This window comes from Roseomonas elaeocarpi (assembly GCF_042433915.1).
Taxonomy (GTDB): domain Bacteria; phylum Pseudomonadota; class Alphaproteobacteria; order Acetobacterales; family Acetobacteraceae; genus Roseomonas; species Roseomonas elaeocarpi.
In genome coordinates this window covers 43,047-57,386 of record NZ_JBHLUN010000014.1, presented here as the reverse complement: position 1 = coordinate 57,386, position 14,340 = coordinate 43,047, and the positions used below count along the sequence as shown (strand labels likewise).

Annotated in this window: 15 protein-coding genes; 9 read left to right on the top strand and 6 right to left on the bottom strand. The window is 70.8% G+C overall.

Annotated features, from left to right (window positions below; all coding sequences use genetic code 11):
* Window positions 1–221: 221 nt before the first annotated feature.
* Together ACFFGY_RS18570 and ACFFGY_RS18565 are read left to right on the top strand one after the other, a co-directional pair.
* Complete coding sequence (locus ACFFGY_RS18570) at window positions 222–743, top strand: methylated-DNA--[protein]-cysteine S-methyltransferase (protein ID WP_377046017.1); 522 nt, start codon at window positions 222–224, stop codon at window positions 741–743.
* The gene (locus tag ACFFGY_RS18565) at window positions 740–1,717 is read left to right on the top strand and encodes a quinone oxidoreductase family protein (RefSeq protein ID WP_377046016.1); all 978 of its coding nucleotides are present in this window, start codon (window positions 740–742) and stop codon (window positions 1,715–1,717) included. The genes ACFFGY_RS18570 and ACFFGY_RS18565 overlap by 4 nt, the downstream gene beginning before the upstream one ends.
* Window positions 1,718–1,794: 77 nt before the next feature.
* Here the strand turns inward: ACFFGY_RS18565 and ACFFGY_RS18560 are convergent, their stop codons facing one another.
* Window positions 1,795–2,358, bottom strand: a complete 564-nt coding sequence (locus ACFFGY_RS18560) for a NifU family protein (protein ID WP_377046015.1) — start codon at window positions 2,356–2,358, stop codon at window positions 1,795–1,797.
* Between the two features lie 264 nt (window positions 2,359–2,622).
* Between ACFFGY_RS18560 and ACFFGY_RS18555 the strand changes: the two genes are divergently transcribed.
* From ACFFGY_RS18555 to ACFFGY_RS18545, 3 genes are read left to right on the top strand one after another with little or no spacing between them, the layout of a single operon-like run.
* Window positions 2,623–3,396, top strand: a complete 774-nt coding sequence (locus tag ACFFGY_RS18555) for an SRPBCC family protein (protein WP_377046014.1) — start codon at window positions 2,623–2,625, stop codon at window positions 3,394–3,396.
* Between the two features lie 14 nt (window positions 3,397–3,410).
* Window positions 3,411–4,577 carry a zinc-dependent alcohol dehydrogenase gene (locus tag ACFFGY_RS18550; protein WP_377046013.1) on the top strand — a complete coding sequence of 389 codons (1,167 nt, stop codon included), beginning with the start codon at window positions 3,411–3,413 and terminating at the stop codon, window positions 4,575–4,577.
* Window positions 4,578–4,618: 41 nt separating this feature from the next.
* The gene (locus tag ACFFGY_RS18545; protein ID WP_377046012.1) at window positions 4,619–5,302 is read left to right on the top strand and encodes an HAD-IA family hydrolase; all 684 of its coding nucleotides are present in this window, start codon (window positions 4,619–4,621) and stop codon (window positions 5,300–5,302) included.
* 30 nt (window positions 5,303–5,332) lie between these two features.
* Here the strand turns inward: ACFFGY_RS18545 and ACFFGY_RS18540 are convergent, their stop codons facing one another.
* The 3 genes from ACFFGY_RS18540 to ACFFGY_RS18530 form a co-directional block, all read right to left on the bottom strand.
* Window positions 5,333–5,800: a universal stress protein gene (locus tag ACFFGY_RS18540; RefSeq protein ID WP_377046011.1), complete on the bottom strand. Its 468-nt coding sequence runs from the start codon at window positions 5,798–5,800 to the stop codon at window positions 5,333–5,335.
* Between the two features lie 126 nt (window positions 5,801–5,926).
* Window positions 5,927–6,925, bottom strand: a complete 999-nt coding sequence (locus tag ACFFGY_RS18535) for a TIGR02186 family protein (protein ID WP_377046010.1) — start codon at window positions 6,923–6,925, stop codon at window positions 5,927–5,929.
* Between the two features lie 11 nt (window positions 6,926–6,936).
* Window positions 6,937–7,848 carry a sulfite exporter TauE/SafE family protein gene (locus tag ACFFGY_RS18530; protein WP_377046009.1) on the bottom strand — a complete coding sequence of 304 codons (912 nt, stop codon included), beginning with the start codon at window positions 7,846–7,848 and terminating at the stop codon, window positions 6,937–6,939.
* 238 nt (window positions 7,849–8,086) lie between these two features.
* On the opposite strand from ACFFGY_RS18530, the gene ACFFGY_RS18525 reads away from it, so the two are divergent.
* Window positions 8,087–9,685 (top strand): bifunctional metallophosphatase/5'-nucleotidase, encoded by a 1,599-nt coding sequence (locus ACFFGY_RS18525; RefSeq protein ID WP_377046008.1) that lies wholly within the window; start codon window positions 8,087–8,089, stop codon window positions 9,683–9,685.
* Between the two features lie 323 nt (window positions 9,686–10,008).
* Here the strand turns inward: ACFFGY_RS18525 and secB are convergent, their stop codons facing one another.
* Complete coding sequence (secB, locus tag ACFFGY_RS18520) at window positions 10,009–10,506, bottom strand: protein-export chaperone SecB (RefSeq protein WP_377046007.1); 498 nt, start codon at window positions 10,504–10,506, stop codon at window positions 10,009–10,011.
* Between the two features lie 129 nt (window positions 10,507–10,635).
* A complete protein-coding gene (locus ACFFGY_RS18515; protein ID WP_377046006.1) occupies window positions 10,636–11,328 on the bottom strand; it encodes a YggS family pyridoxal phosphate-dependent enzyme in 693 nt (230 codons plus the stop codon).
* 157 nt (window positions 11,329–11,485) lie between these two features.
* Here ACFFGY_RS18515 and ACFFGY_RS18510 point away from each other — a divergent pair, with 157 nt between their 5' ends.
* The 3 genes from ACFFGY_RS18510 (at window position 11,486) to ACFFGY_RS18500 (ending at window position 14,256) form a co-directional block, all read left to right on the top strand.
* Window positions 11,486–12,070, top strand: a complete 585-nt coding sequence (locus ACFFGY_RS18510; RefSeq protein ID WP_377046005.1) for a thiamine phosphate synthase — start codon at window positions 11,486–11,488, stop codon at window positions 12,068–12,070.
* A gap of 138 nt (window positions 12,071–12,208) precedes the next feature.
* Window positions 12,209–13,612 (top strand): porin, encoded by a 1,404-nt coding sequence (locus ACFFGY_RS18505; RefSeq protein ID WP_377046004.1) that lies wholly within the window; start codon window positions 12,209–12,211, stop codon window positions 13,610–13,612.
* A gap of 116 nt (window positions 13,613–13,728) precedes the next feature.
* On the top strand, window positions 13,729–14,256 hold the full coding sequence (locus tag ACFFGY_RS18500; protein ID WP_377046003.1) for a DUF3576 domain-containing protein: 528 nt from the start codon (window positions 13,729–13,731) through the stop codon (window positions 14,254–14,256).
* Window positions 14,257–14,340: the final 84 nt, after the last annotated feature.

Genomic DNA, 14,340 nt, shown 5'->3' with positions numbered 1-14,340 from the left:
AACCGCTGGCAGGCAGCGGTTGGGGAGAAAGAATCACACACCAGGCCGCTTAGGGAAGCAGCGCGTAATACAGTCCGGCGAGGGTGGTGATCATGGGCGGCAGTATGGCGCGGGGGTGGGCGCTTTTGTCAACGGTAGCGGGCCGTGGGTGCCTTTCCGGAGGGGGCGACCTCCCGAACGCTTGACGGCGAGGGGCGGGAAGCAGCCAATCCGCTTCCGACATGCCTCAACTGACCCTCCATACGCCGCTGGGCGAGATCACCCTGTCCGAGGACGAAGGCGCGCTGGTCGCGCTCGATTGGGGACGCGGCCGTGACCAGGACGCGACGCCGCTGCTGCGCGAAGCCCGCGCGCAGCTGCACGACTGGTTCGACGGCAAGCGCGTGGATTTCGACCTGCCGCTGCGCCCGCACGGAACCGCCTTCCAGGGACGTGTCTGGGACGTGATGCGGGCGATCCCGCCTGGCGAAACCCTGACCTACGGCGCGGTGGCCGCCCAACTCAACAGTTCCGCCCGCGCCGTCGGCATGGCCTGCGGCGCCAACCCGATCCCGATCATCATTCCCTGCCACCGGGTGGTCGCGGCCAGCGGCCGGCTCGGCGGCTATTCCGGTGAGGGCGGCGGCGGCACCAAGCGCTTCCTGCTGCGCCTGGAGGCCGCTTCCGCCGGTCTCCTCGCCGGCGCACCCGCCGCCTCACCCAACGACCCATCCGCCACCTCTGTGGGGGAACCCGCCCGATGAACCACGCGATCCGCATCCACGAGTATGGCGGCCCCGACAAGCTCCTGTGGGAGGAGGTGCCGCTGCCCTCGCCGCGGCCCGGCGAGGCGCTGGTGCGGCACAAGGCGGTGGGGCTGAACTACATCGACGTGTATTTTCGCACCGGCCTCTACAAGGCACCCAGCCTTCCCGCGGTGATCGGGCTGGAGGCCGCGGGCGTGGTGGAGGCGGTGGGCGAGGGCGTGACCGCCGTGGCGCCCGGTGACCGGGTGGCCTACGCCTCCGGCCCCATGGGCGCCTATGCCGAGGCTCGCGTGATCAAGGCGGAAGCGCTGGTGAAGCTGCCCGACAGCATCTCCGACGAGGTCGCGGCGGCGGCCATGCTGCAGGGCATGACGGCGCAGTACCTGCTGCACCGCACCTTTCCGGTGCAGGCCGGCCAGACCATCCTGGTGCACGCGGCGGCGGGCGGCGTCGGGCTGATCCTGTGCCAGTGGGCCAGGGCGCTGGGCTGCACCGTGATCGGCACCGCCGGCACGGAGGAGAAGGCCGCGCTGGCACGGGCGCACGGCGCGGCGGAGGTCATCCTGCCGCACGAGGACATGGTGGAGCGGGTGAAGGCCATCACCGGCGGCGCCATGCTGCCGGTGGTGTTCGACAGCGTCGGGCGCGACACCTTTACCGCCTCGCTCGACTGCCTGGCGCCGCTGGGCACCATGGTGAGCTACGGCAACGCTTCCGGCCCGGTGCCGCCAGTGGAGCTGGGGCTGCTGGCGGCCAAGGGATCGCTGTTCCTGACGCGACCGACGCTGGCGACCTACGTTGCCAAGCGGGAAGATCTGCTGCGCACGGCGGAAAGCCTGTTCGGGGCCATCGCCGGGGGCGCGGTGCAGATCCGCGTGAACCAGCACTGGCCGCTGCGGGATGCGTCCGCGGCGCACGAGGCGCTGGAAGGCCGCCTCACCACCGGCAGCACGGTTCTGCTGCCAGGCTGAGAACGCCGCGCTGAGAACGAGGGATCAGACCCTCGGAACGGCGCGCCGGATCAGGGGCGCGCCGCCGGTGGCTTGTGTCAGGCCTCGACCTGCTCCACCGCCACGACCTCGGGCACGTAGTGGCGCAGCATCGACTCGACGCCGTGCTTCAGCGTGGCGCTGGAGCTCGGGCAGCCGGAACAGGCGCCCTGCATCCGCAGCCGCACGATGCCGTCCCGGAAGCCGCGGAACACGATGTCGCCGCCGTCGCCGGCCACTGCCGGGCGCACGCGGGTGTCGAGCAGGTCCTTGATCTGCGCCACCACCTCGGCATCGGCGGGATCGGTGTCCTCTTCTTCCTCGGCATCGAGCGCCTCGGCCAGCACCGGGCGGCCGGCCATGAAGTGCTCCATGATCGCGCCCAGCACCTGCGGGCGCAGCGACTGCCAGTCAGCCTCGTCGGACTTGGTGACGGTCACGAAATCGGCGCCCAGGAAGATGCGCGACACGCCTTCGAGGCGGAACAGCCGCTCGGCCAGTGGGGAACGCTCGGCACCCTCGGCCTCGGCGAAGTCGGCGGTGCCGCGGCTGCCCATCACGTCCTGCCCGGGCAGGAACTTCAGCGTGGCGGGGTTCGGCGTGGATTCGGTTTCGATGAACATGGCGGGATCCTCTTCCTCCGGCCATGTGGGGGCAGCCGTGTGACGAAGCAACACGAATCCGCCAGGCGGGCAGCCGCGACGGCGCGTGTCTGCTTCCACCGGGGAACGACCCGGCTTCCCTCCTGAAGAGCCTCCCCCGGACGTTCCGCCCGATACTCCCAGGCGGAACGTCCTGGGGGAACCGCCGCCGGCTGTCGGCGTTCGGATAGACACCGGCTTCCCCGGCCGAACCCGGGGTCCGAACCCGGAGGCTTTGAGAACAGCATGGCGCAACGGTCGATCCCTGCCGGTCAGGGGCAGGATTTCTCCCTTCTCACAGGCCACGTCCAGAATGTCGGCGGGTTGGAACGCTGGGTGTCGGGCATCGCCGGCGGCCTGCTGGTCGTGGCGGGGCTGCGGCGCGGCGGGCTCGGCGGCACGGCGCTGGCGCTGGGCGGCGCGGCGCTGGCCGGGCGCGGGGTCGGGGGCTACTGCCCCGTCACCGCCCGCCTCGGCGCCAAGCCGGCCGAGCGCCGGGTGGCGGAGAAGCTGGGCTGGCGAACCGCCGCGGCGGTGTCGCGCAGCGTCACGATCGCGAAGCCGGTGGAGGAGGTGTACCGCTTCTTCCGCGACTTCCGGAACCTGCCCGGCTTTATGGAGCACGTGGAGCGCATCGACGTGCGCGACGACACCCATTCACACTGGGTGGTCCGCGCACCCTTCGGACCCCCGGTGGAATGGGATGCCCTGGTCACCGAGGACCGCCCCAACGAGAGCATCTCCTGGCGCTCCGAGGAGGGGGCCGACGTGCGAAACACCGGCACGGTGGAGTTCCTCAAGGCGCCGGGCGAGCGCGGCACCGAGGTGCGCGCCACCATCGCCTACGAGCCTCCGGCCGGACAGCTCGGCCGCGCCCTGGCGAAGCTCTGGGGCGAGGAGCCGGGCAAGCAGGCCCATGACGACCTGCGCCGGCTGAAGCAGCTGCTGGAAACCGGCGAGATCCCCACCCCCGTCCTGCGCGCCGCCGACCGCTCGTCCGGCACGCCCGACAGCGCCTGAGGAGAAAGCGACCGATGCGTGCCCTTTGCTGGAACGGCGTCAACGACCTGCGCGTCGAAACGGTGCCCGACCCCGAGATCGTCAACCCGCGCGACGCGATCATCCGCGTCACCAAATCCTCGGTCTGCGGCTCCGACCTGCATCTGCTGGGCGGCTACATCCCGGCCATGAAGCCCGGCGACATCATCGGCCACGAGTTCATGGGCGAGGTGGTGGAAACCGGCCGCGGCGTTTCGGGGCTGAGCAAGGGTGATCGGGTGGTCGCCATCTCGATCATCGGCTGCGGCGGCTGCGAGCACTGCAAGCGCACGGCCTTTTCCTGCTGCGACAATTCCAACCCCAAGCCGCTGATGGCGGAACAGGTCTGGGGCCACAGCTCGGCGGGCATCATCGGCTACTCGCACATGCTGGGCGGCTATGCCGGCAGTCATGCCGACTACATCCGCGTGCCCTATGCCGACGTGAACGTCTTCAAGATCCCGGAAGCCATTCCGGACGAGAAGGCGCTCTTCGTGTCGGATGCCTGCCCGACCGGCTTCATGGGCGCCGACCTCGCAGGCATCGAGGGTGGCGACGTGGTGGCCGTATGGGGATGCGGCGGCGTCGGGCTGATGGCGATCCAGAGCGCCTGGATCCTGGGTGCCGGCCGTGTCATCGCCATCGACCGCCTGCCCGAGCGGCTGCAGCTCGCCGAGGAGCACTGCAAGGCCGAGGTGCTCGACTACTCCAAGGTGGACGTGTTCGAGGCGCTGATGGCCATGACCGGCGGTCGCGGCCCGGACCGCTGCATCGACTGCGTGGGGATGGAGGCGCACGACTACTCCGCCTCCTACCTTTACGACCTCGCCAAGCAGCAGGTTCTGTTGACCGAGCGCATCACCGCGCTGCGCCAGGCGATCGAGTGCTGTCGCAAGGACGGCACGGTGTCGGTGATGGGCGTTTACGGCTCTTTCGTGGACAAGTTCCCGATGGGGGCGGTGGTGAACAAGGCGCTGACCATCCGCTCCGGCCAGCAGCACGGGCAACGCTACGTCGAGCGCCTGTTCGGCCACATCGAGCGGGGCGAGATGGACCCGTCGCCGCTGCTGACCCATCCCATGTCGCTGGAACAGGGGCCGCAAGGCTACGACCTGTTCAAGAACAAGAAGGACAGCTGCCTGCGCGCGGTGTTCATGCCCTGACAGGGGGAACAGGCGGCGCGGCAGGCAGGGGAGACGCGGCCATGGCGCAGGATCGGCCCGTCCGGCCGGAGGTGGTGGCCTTCGACATCATCGGCACCACCTTTCCGCTGGCCCCGCTGCGGCCCCTGCTGACGGCGCTCGGGCTCCCGCCCGCGGCGCTGGAGGCATGGTTCGCCGCCGGGCTGCGCGATGCCTTCGCGCTGAGCGCCACCGGCAATTTCCGGCCGCTGACCGAGGTGCTGTCGGGCGGCCTCGACCAGCTGCTGGCGCAGGAAGGGCTTTCCGCATCCCATGGCGAGAAGTCGGCCGTGCTGGAGGCGATGGGGCGGCTGCCGCCGCGCCCGGACGCGCGCGAGGCTTTCGAAACGATCACGGCCGCGGGGATGCGGGTGCTGGCGCTGAGCAACGGCGCGGCGGATGCGACGCGGGCGCTGCTGCGCGCCGGCGGGCTGGAACACCTCGTCGGTCCGGTCGTGTCGGTGGAGGAGGTCCGGCTCTTCAAGCCGCGCCGCGAGGTCTACGAGCACGCGGCCCGGATCGCCGGGGTTCCGGCGGGACGGATGGCGCTGGTGGCGGTGCATTCCTGGGATATCCAGGGCGCCGGGGCCGCCGGCCTGAGCACCGCCTACGTCTCGGCGGAACAGCCTTTCTCAACCGTGATGCGCCGGCCTGACCTTGAGACCCCGACGCTCGCCGCCGCGGCGCGCGCCCTGATCGCGCTTTAAAGAACGGCTGGGCGATCGTTTACCGGCTGCTCAGGTGACGCGTTCGAGATCCGCGTCGCTCAGGCTGCCCGGCACCACCGTCACGGGGCAGCTCATCCGGTGGGCGAAGCGGCTGGTGACGGCGGTGATCAGCGGGCCCGGGTTGCTGCCGGAGGTGGCGGAGGCCAGCACCAGGATCGAGATGCGCGGGTCCTCGGAGATCAGCGACAGGACCTCCTCCACCGGCTCGCCTTCGCGGATGATCAGCAGCGGCAGGCCGCCGGTGATCTCGTTCACCTCGGCCGCCAGCGAGGACAGCAGCTGCTCCGCCTCCTCGCGCCGTTCCTCCTGCATCAGCTGGCCGACGCCGGCCCATTCCTGCAGCCCCACCGGCTCGGTGACGCGCAGCAGCGCCACCCGGCCGCCGGTCTTGCGGGCGCGCAGGCAGGCGTAGCGCAGCGCCACCACCCGCTCGGGGCTGTCATCCACCACCACCAGGAAGACGCGGTCGTTGGCCAATCGACGGTCCTTACGTTCGTTGGGGCAAAGCCCCTGGGACTTTCCTTGGGGCTGAAGCCCCCGGGACTTTCCTTGAGGCTGAAGCCCCGGGCTTTCCTCGGACTAAAAAAACCCCCGGCACCCGCCTCAGCGGCGGAACAGCACGCTGCCGAGCCACCCGGCCAGGGCCGCGAGCGCGACGCAGGCCGAGCCATACAATAGCGGCTGGCCGCGCGAAACATCGGTGATCTCGGCTGCGGTGCCGACGCGCTGGACGCGCAGTGGCAGTTCCTGGCGCGCGGCCACGCGGCCGTCGCGGATCAGCAGCACCTGCACCAGGTAGTCGCCGGTGGGCGCGGTGGAGGGCAGCGGCAGGCGCGCGTGGAACAGCCGCCCGCCCGACACGACCACGGGGTCCTCGTCCTCGTTCCACAGGTCGGCCGCGACCTTGCGCTCCAGCAGCGCGTCGCGGAAGTCCGGGTCGCTGCGGCCCACGGCCCGGCGCGCCAGGGCGTTGAGGCCCAGCTGCAGCGCCCGCCGCTCGTTCTGGGCCAGCAGGTCGCGCAGCGGCTCCGTCCCGGTCAGCGTGTACCAGGAGGGCACGTCGTCGAAACGGGCGGAGGGACCGTTGATCCAGGCGCCCAGGACCCGCACGCGGCGGCGCACCACCTGCGACTGCGCGGGACCGATGCCCACCACGATGACGTTGTCGCCCTGCGGCCCCAGCAGCCGCTCGGTGGCGCCGAACACCAGCACGTCGGTGCCGGCAAAGGCGGTGGTGACCTGCACCTGCGGGTCGCCCAGCTGCGCCACCAGGGCCGGCACGCCGACGGTGGGCTCGGCCGGTGGCGGGGGCGGCAGCAGCGGGCGGGCCGGCGCGGGACGGGGGGCGGGTGCGGCCGGCGGACGCGCAGGCTGCGCCAGAGCCGGCGCCACGAAGTGCGGAAGCAGCGCGCTCCAGGCGGCACCCCCGCGCGACGCCGGGTCCGGCGGAACACCGTCCCGCGCCCCGGGAGGAGCCGCCAGCAGCGTCGCCAGCAGAACCAGCGCCGGGACGATCGCCCTGCGTGCCGTGGTGGGCCGCTGCGCGGACGGTTCCGGCGCCACGGGGGCCGAGGCACCGGCCCGCGCCGGATCGGACCTCAACCGCCCAGCCCTCAACGAACCGGGCCGATCACGTAAAGGCTGTCAGGCGTGCGGAACAATTCCCAGAGCAGGCTGAGCGCCACCGCCAGCACCAGCGAGCCCAGCAGCGCCCGCATCTCCTCGCCGCGCAGCCGGTTGCCCATGGAAGCGCCGAACTGCGCACCTACCACGCCGCCCACCAGCAGCAGCAGCGTCAGCACGATGTCGACCGACCCGGTCTGCAGCGCCTGCAGCAGCGTCACGCTGGCGGTCACGAAGGTCACCTGGAACAGCGAGGTGCCGATCGTGGTCGAGGTCGGGATGCCCAGCGTGTAGATCATCGCCGGCACCAGCATGAAGCCGCCGCCGACGCCCATGATGGCCGAGAGCAGGCCGATGCCCGCGCCCACCGCGAAGGGCGGTATCACCGACATGTACAGGCGCGACTTGCGGAACCGGACCTTGAAGGGCAGCCCGTGCGCCCAGGAATGCTGGTGCAGGCGACGCGGCGCGGCACCCCGCCTGCGGCGCAGGATGGCGCGCACGCTTTCGCGCACCATCAGCAGCCCCACCGTGCCCAGCACCACGATGTAGAAGAGAGAGATGGCGAGGTCGGCCTGGCCGAGCCGGCGCAGCAGCACGAAGATCTGCGTGCCCAGCGTGGAGCCCGTCAGGCCACCGGCCAGCAGCACCAGCCCCATGCGCACGTCGACGTTGCCGCGCCGCCACTGCGCGATCAGCCCCGACACCGAGGAGCCCAGCGTCTGGTTGGCACCCGAGGCCACCGCGACCGGCGGCGGGATGCCGATCAGGATCAGGATCGGCGTCAAGAGGAAGCCGCCGCCCACGCCGAACAGGCCCGACAGGAAGCCCACCGCCGCGCCGATGCCCAGTAGCACCAGGGCATCCACCGACATCTCGGCGATCGGCAGGTAGACCTGCATCGGCGTCCTTACATCCTGGCGTCACGGCATCGGCGGAACGACCCGGGCAGGGCCCTCCGCGTCGCCGGCTGGCAGCGCACGCACGAAACGGGCCAACGCCGGGCCGCGGGGCGCCGTCGTTGCCGTTCCTGTCCGCTATTCAACTTTCGGATCGTGGCAGGTTTCCGGCTAATGAGAGAAGAATGTGACCTGTTGGTCCCGGCTGGAGCTCCGAGCCTTGCAGAACCCTCCTCCCTCCTTGCTTCCCACCCGCGGCGGGCTGTCGCGCCGCGGGCTGCTGGCCGCGACCCTGGCGCTGCCGCTGGCCGCGCCGGCGCTGCGCCGCGCGGCGGCCGAGCCCACGGGGCGCATCTCGGTGGTGCACTTCAACGACTTCCATTCGCACCACGATCCCATCGTCGCCGGCGGCGCTGCCTGCCGCGAAGGCAAGACCTGCTACGGCGGTGCCGCGCGGCTGGCCACCGCCATCAAGGAGGCACGCGCCGCGGCCGTGACGGACGGGCGGGCGCCGCTGACGCTCGATGCCGGCGACGAGTTCACCGGCACCCTGTTCTACACGCTGCACCGGGGCGCCGCGGAGGCCGCGGTGCAGAAGGCGAATGGCGTGCAGGTCATGACGCTGGGCAACCACGAGTTCGACCAGGGTCCGGCCAACCTCGCGCAGTACCTGGCCATGCTGCCCTTCCCGATCGTGTCGGCGAATCTCGACCTCGCGGATGAGCCGCAGCTGCGCGACCGGGTGATCCCCTGGACCACGCTCGACGCCGGCGGCCGCAAGGTGGCGATCATCGGCCTGACCACGCAGGAAACCGCGGTCACCTCCTCGCCGGGACCGACCATCCGCTTCGGTGACCCGGCCGCGGCGCTGGAGCGCGTCTTGCCGCAGGTCCGCGCGCAGGGTGCCTCCACCGTGCTGGTGCTGTCGCACCTGGGGCTGGAGAACGACCGCAAGCTGGTCAAGCAGGTGGGCGGCATCGACCTGATCGTGGGCGGCCACTCGCATACGCTGCTGGCCAACGGGCTGGAGGGCGCCGAAGGTCCGGACCCGGTGATGGAGGAAGGCCCGACCGGCCTCGTGCGCATCGTGCAGGCGGGCTGCTACAGCCGCTACCTCGGCCGGCTCGACCTCGACCTGTCGCCCGAAGGCCGCATCCTCGCCCATAACGGCGTGATGCGGGAGCTGACCATGGACGTCGCCCCCGACCCCGAGGTCAGCGCCATCGTGGCGAAGTTCGCGGCCCCCCTGGAGGAGCTGCGCCGCAAGCCGGTGACCACCATGCCCACCACCCTGTCGAACGGGGGCTGCACCCAGGGCGAATGCGCGCTGGGCAACCTGATGGCCGACGCCATGCTGGCCGCGGCGCCCAAGGCCGAGATCGCCATCAACAACGGCGGCGGCCTGCGCGCCGGCCTGGTGGAAGGCACGGTGACCATGGGCGACATCCTGGCGATGCTGCCCTTCAACAACACCCTGGCCACGGTGACTGTACGCGGCCATGACCTGCAGGCGGCGCTGGAGAACGGCGTGTCGCAGATGCCGGGCGCGGCGGGCCGCTTCCCGCAGGTCGCCGGCATGACCGTGGTCTGGAGCCCCGACCGGCCGAAGGGCAGCCGCATCATCCGCGTCGAGGTTGGCGGCCAGCCGCTCGATCCGGAGCGCGCCTACCGCGTGGTGACCAACAACTTCATGCGCAACGGCGGTGACGGCTACGACAGCTTCCGCGACGCGGCGCTGGAGTATTACGACAACGGCTCGCCGCTGGAGGATACGCTGATCGACTACCTGTCGGCCGGCAAGCCGGTGCCGGGCGTCCAGGGGCGCATCGTTCGCGGCTAGGCTGAGGGCGTTGCCCTGTCCCGGGTGAGAGAAAGAATTCTCCCCCCCGGACCCCCTCTCATCTTTTTCTGGGAGTGCTGCCGCGCGGTGGGCGGAGACCGGTCGCGATACGGCGCCGCCGGTGCTGCTGAAATAAACAAAGCTGCTGTTCAGCGCGGGCTGCGATGTCGCTCGCTCCGGCTCGATGAGCCGGAGCGCACAGCATCAGCCACGTTCCCGCGGCAGCGTCTGAGAAAAAGATGAGGGGCGAGGGGTCCGGGGAGGGGGAGAACACCTTCTCCCCCTCCCTGGCCACGGCGACACACCCCTGCCGGGCAAGAGCCTCAGGCGTGGCCCGCCGCCGGCGCCGCCATGCCGCCGCGGCGCGACTGCCACAGCGCCACGAAGTCGATCGGCGTCAGCAGCACCGGCATGAAGCCGCCTTCGCGCGTCGCATCGGCCAGCACGTTGCGGGCGAAGGGGAAGAGCAGGCGCGGGCATTCCACCAGCAGCACCGGCTCCAGCGTGTCCTCGGGCACGTTCACGGTGAAGATGCCGCAATACACCAGCTCGGCGATGAAGGCCGTGGTCTCGCCCGACTTGGCGTCGCAGCGGATCTGCAGCGACACCTCGAACACGTTGCTCGGGCCGCCTTCGGCCGGCGGCAGCGGACGCGCCTGGACGTCGAGGCCGATATCGATGCGCGGCTGTTCGCGCAGCTGGGTGAAGACCTCCGGCGCGCCGGGCACCTCGAAGGACAGGTCCTTCACGTACTGCATGTTGACCACCAGCGGCGCGGCCGGGGCGGCGTCGGGGTTGGCGGGCAGGGTGGGGTCGGACATGGGGTGCCTGCGGTCGGTTTGGGGTGAAGGGTTGGTTCTGACGCGCGGAAAGCCAGCGCGGTAGCACGCAGCGGCCCGTGCCGGAAGGCGCCGCGCGGTGCGTGCGCTCGTGCGGCCGGAGGACCGCTCCTACTGGGCCGGACGTTCGCCGAAGATGGCGGTTCCGACGCGGACATGGGTGGCGCCCGCGGCGATCGCCGCCTCGAAATCGCCACTCATGCCCATGGACAGGGTGTGCAGCCCGTGCCGGGCGGCCAGTTCGGCCAGGTAGCGGAAATGCGGCACCGGGTCCTCGCCGGCCGGCGGGATGCACATCAGGCCGTCGATCCGCAGGCCGTGCTCCTCGCGGCACTGGCGGAGGAAATCCTCCGCCCCGGCGCGCGCCACCCCGGCTTTCTGCGACTCGTCGCCCGTGTTGACCTGCACCAGCAGGGTCGGCGCGCGGCTCTCCCGCGCCATGGCCTCCGCCAGCGCGGCCGCGAGCTTGGGCCGGTCCAGGCTCTCGATCACGTCCGCCACCCGCACCGCGTCGCGCGCCTTGTTGGTTTGCAGCGCCCCGATGATGTGCAGCCGCAGCGCCGGATGCTCCGCCCGCAGCGCCGGGAACTTCGCCTGCGCCTCTTGGACGCGGTTCTCGCCGAAGTGGCGCTGGCCCGCCGCCAGTGCCTCGGCGACGCTGGTTGCCGGGTGGAACTTCGAAACGGCCACCAGCTCCACCGATCCCGGCGGACGGTTGGCGCGGAGGCAGGCCTCGGCGATGCGGTCGCGGATCCGGCGCAGGCCTTGCGCGATCGGGGCGTCGGCGGTGTCGGTGGGGCTCATGGAGGGGGAAACTAGGCCTTTGCGGGATACCGGAACAGCGCGGGCCGCGCGGCAGCTGCGCGGGAAGCGGCCGCGACTCGGCGCGCAAGCACCGCTCGCGGTCAGGGCGGCGCTGCCGGTGTCGTCGCGGCGCCGAGTCGCGCCGAACCTTTGGCTCGTGACCGATGCGCGCCGCCTGCCGGACCCGCTGGCCGCCGCGCGGTGCCTGCCACCCGGCGCGGCGGTGCTCGCGCGTGACCTGGCGCCCGACGTTCTCTTCGGGCTGGCCCGGCTGTGCCGGCAGCGACGGCTGCAGCTGATGGTGAGCGGCGACGGTCGCCTGGCCCTGCGGCACCGGGCCGGGCTGCACCTGCCGGACCGGCGGCAGGTACGGGGCCTGCTGCCTTTCCTGCGACTGTGGCGCGGCGGCCGCGGTGGCCTTCTCTCGGCGGCGGCGCATGGCAGGCGAGGCCTCGGACGCGGCCGCCGGCTGCGGGTGGACGCCCTGCTGCTGTCGCCCGTCTTTCCGACCCGGAGCCATCCCGGCGAGGGCGCGCTGGGACTGCTGCGCTGGTGTGCGCTGGCGCGGGACGCGGCGGGGGCGGTGATCGCGCTGGGCGGCATGAACGCCGCGGGCACCCGGCGCCTGCCGCGCTGGGTCCACGGCGTCGCGGCGCTGGAAGCGCTGTTGCCTCCTCGCCACAGTGTCTCACGGATGTCGCGTGAGATCGTTACCGGCCATTGCTCGGGGCGAACGGGCTGAACCATAGTCCGCCCGGGCCTGGCTTCAACAGGTGCATCTCAGGGATGCGCTTTGCGGGAAGCAACCTTGTCAGGGGGACAGGCGGGCCGAGGGAATGACCGGGTGGTGCGACCTGGTTCGTGAGGAGGGATTTTTTGGATGCGTAAGCTTCTTCTGGGCAGCACCGCGGTCGCTGCCGCGGCACTGATGACGCCGCAGGGTGCCAAGGCTCAGGGTGCGGATCCGTTCCTGCCCGCCGGCCCGCCGATGGTGTCGCACCGCGCGCTCGAGGTTCGCGTCGGCGGTTACTTCCGGTTCAACTACTCCTACACGGATGAGGGGCAGAACCAGAACAACACCGACAGCCGCCCTGGCGCGGCGACGGTCAGCGGTCCGTTCACGACCACGAGCACCGGCGTGAACGCGGGCACCAACGGCGCGAACCAGACCACGGTCACCAACTCCCCGGCTGTCCAGACGGCGCGCCGCGGCAAGTCCGACCTCGCTTCCGACGCCGAAATCCACATCGTCGCCAACGGCAAGGCCACCAACGGCCTGCGCTACGGTGTCGCGATGGAGCTTGAGGTCGACTACAACAACGCGAACTACAGCACGAGCTCGGGTACGCGCGCGGCCAAGACCGCGATCGATACCGATGAGATGTGGATGTACATCGCTGGCGACTTCGGTCAGTTCCGCTTCGGTGACGAAGACAACGTCATCAACCTGATGAGCGTCGGCCACGTCGCGAACTTCGGCACCGGCGGCATGGACGGTGACCAGAACGACACGATCACCACCAACAGCCGCTTCGCCACGACCTGGACGTCGGACACGGGCGACAACACCAAGATCATCTACATGTCGCCGCAGTTCTTCGGCTTCGACTTCGGTGGCTCCTTCGCCTTCAACACGGGCGAGGGCGAGGATACGGGTTGTAACCTTGGCTACGTGACCTCCGAGTGCGACTCGGCCAACGCCTTCACCGGCAGCTCCCCGCGCCGTCGCAACGAAGTGGCGGCGATCGTGCGCTGGCGCGGCTCCTTCGGCGGCGTCGGCCTGCAGGCGGCCGGTGGTCTCTGGCACTCCGACGTGACCAAGGTGCTGGGCGTCACCAGCACCCGCGGCATCGGCCTCGGCAAGGAAATGAACGTCGGCTACGCCGCCGCTCAGGCGACGGCCTACGGCTTCACGGTCGGCGGCGAGTATTACTGGGGCTCCACCAACGCCACCTTCAACCCGCTGGTCCGCAGCGACATCAGCCAGCAGAACCTGAAGAACTTCTTCGGCGGCATCTCCTACACGATCGGTCCGGTGACGGTGGGTGCCAACTACGCCCGTCAGCTCTCGGCCGGCAGCCAGTCCGTCGCGGCGGTCCGTCAGGAAGGCGGCTGGGCGATCGGCGCCACCTACGTCCTGGCCCCGGGTCTCTCGCTGGTGGCCGACTTCGTCGACCAGAGCCGCAAGGAGCGTGGCTTCAACTTCTCCACCGCTTCGGCTGGCGCTTCCAACAACCGTGCCGACGTGCGCTCGGTCCTGATCGGTACGCGCATCGCCTTCTGATCCCGCTTTCGCAGGATCATCTTGTTACGGGGCGGCAGGGCAACCTGCCGCCCCGTTCTTCATTTCGGGGGTAAGCCCCTTGTCAGGACGGTGGCGCCCCCTATCGTGCGCCCGCCATGACAAAGACCCGCATCGCCTTCCTGTTGCTGCCGGTGCTGCTCGGAGCCTGCTCCTACGGCCGCACGGTGAACAATGACGAGTACACCGACGACAGCCGGCGTGCCCGGGTGCGCGGTCGCCTCAACGGTTCCGACGGCGTGCTGCTGCTCGGCACCGACCGCACCGGCCGCAACGGCCAGGATGACGGCACGGGCACCGGCCTGGGCGTGAACGCCTATCTCTGGCGCGCGGCGCTCAACACCCTGTCCTTCATGCCGCTCAGCTCGGCCGATCCCTTCGGCGGCGTGATCATCACCGACTGGTACTCGCCCCCCGCGGCCGAGGGCCGGGAACGGTTCCGGGTCACCGCCTACATCCTCGGCCGCCAGCTGCGCTCCGACGGCGTGCGCGTTTCGGTGTTCCGGCAGGAGCTGCGCAACGGAACCTGGCAGGATGCCGAGGTCGCGGCCTCCACGGGTCCGGACTTGGAAGACAAGGTCCTGGCCGAGGCGCGCGAGCTGCGGAGCCAGACGGCCTCGAACTGAGCGCCGTCACCTCTTCGCCCGATCCAACGAGAAAGGCCCTTCCGGTTTCCCGGAAGGGCCTTTCGCTTGATCTCACCCGCCCTT

Bases quoted from the DNA above. Each gene is read 5' to 3' on its own strand.
- ACFFGY_RS18560 (WP_377046015.1), bottom strand. From the start codon at position 2,358: ATGTTCATCGAAACCGAATCCACGCCGAACCCCGCCACGCTGAAGTTC.
- ACFFGY_RS18530 (WP_377046009.1), bottom strand. From the start codon at position 7,848: ATGCAGGTCTACCTGCCGATCGCCGAGATGTCGGTGGATGCCCTGGTG.
- ACFFGY_RS18550 (WP_377046013.1), top strand. From the start codon at position 3,411: ATGCGTGCCCTTTGCTGGAACGGCGTCAACGACCTGCGCGTCGAAACG.
- ACFFGY_RS18555 (WP_377046014.1), top strand. From the start codon at position 2,623: ATGGCGCAACGGTCGATCCCTGCCGGTCAGGGGCAGGATTTCTCCCTT.
- ACFFGY_RS18505 (WP_377046004.1), top strand. From the start codon at position 12,209: ATGCGTAAGCTTCTTCTGGGCAGCACCGCGGTCGCTGCCGCGGCACTG.
- secB (WP_377046007.1), bottom strand. From the start codon at position 10,506: ATGTCCGACCCCACCCTGCCCGCCAACCCCGACGCCGCCCCGGCCGCG.
- ACFFGY_RS18570 (WP_377046017.1), top strand. From the start codon at position 222: ATGCCTCAACTGACCCTCCATACGCCGCTGGGCGAGATCACCCTGTCC.
- ACFFGY_RS18545 (WP_377046012.1), top strand. From the start codon at position 4,619: ATGGCGCAGGATCGGCCCGTCCGGCCGGAGGTGGTGGCCTTCGACATC.
- ACFFGY_RS18515 (WP_377046006.1), bottom strand. From the start codon at position 11,328: ATGAGCCCCACCGACACCGCCGACGCCCCGATCGCGCAAGGCCTGCGC.
- ACFFGY_RS18500 (WP_377046003.1), top strand. From the start codon at position 13,729: ATGACAAAGACCCGCATCGCCTTCCTGTTGCTGCCGGTGCTGCTCGGA.
- ACFFGY_RS18565 (WP_377046016.1), top strand. From the start codon at position 740: ATGAACCACGCGATCCGCATCCACGAGTATGGCGGCCCCGACAAGCTC.